Raw genomic sequence first — 728 nt, forward strand, 5'->3', positions numbered from 1 at the left:
TATAATCTGAATTTGGCACAATTAAATGGTGGTTCTGCCATGACTATTACCGTGGAGAGTTGTCATATTCAGGATTTAAGTATCACGAATAGTAAAAATATTACAGTAGATAACAACCAATTGCGCAGGTTGTATTTTACAAGTGACACACTACTTTCTGTAGAAAAAAATACCATATATAACAATGTTGGTTACGAACACAATATAAGAGGAATCTTACTTAATAGTTGCTCTGAAGCAAGTGTTATCAATAATACGATTACGAACTATGTAGTTGGGAATAGAAGCCGTGGCGTTGATATTTTGAATTCTAAAAATGTAAGTCTCATTTCGAATAACATTGATGCAAGAGCGAAATATGAGTGGACAATGGGCGTATATATTGAAGGGGGTGATACCAGAAATGTTTTAGTGAGGGATAACTTAATACAAAGTTATTATACATCTAATAATGGTGTTACTACAGACGGTATTTATATGGATGCAGGAGATAGTATCTATATTAAAAATAATATTATTGATGGCTTCAATCACAATAAGGCAGGACACGGGATTTCATTGTATAATATTCAAACAGAACTGGAAGTAGACAGTAATATTGTAAGAAATTACCAGTCAAATGGGATAATAGGTAATGCACCTGTTGGTAGTCATTGGAAAGTACGAAATAACACTATTACAAATATTCGAAACAGAGGCCTAAATGTGCAAGGTACTGGTGGTTTGTA

1 protein-coding gene is annotated in these 728 nt (G+C 33.2%); it reads left to right on the top strand.

Annotated features, from left to right (window positions below; genetic code table 11):
• On the top strand, positions 1-728 hold a 728-nt coding region (locus JIV24_RS22230; protein ID WP_200467282.1), incomplete at both ends, for a right-handed parallel beta-helix repeat-containing protein.

Source organism: Carboxylicivirga marina, assembly GCF_016612505.1.
In the GTDB taxonomy this organism is placed as follows: domain Bacteria; phylum Bacteroidota; class Bacteroidia; order Bacteroidales; family Marinilabiliaceae; genus Carboxylicivirga; species Carboxylicivirga marina.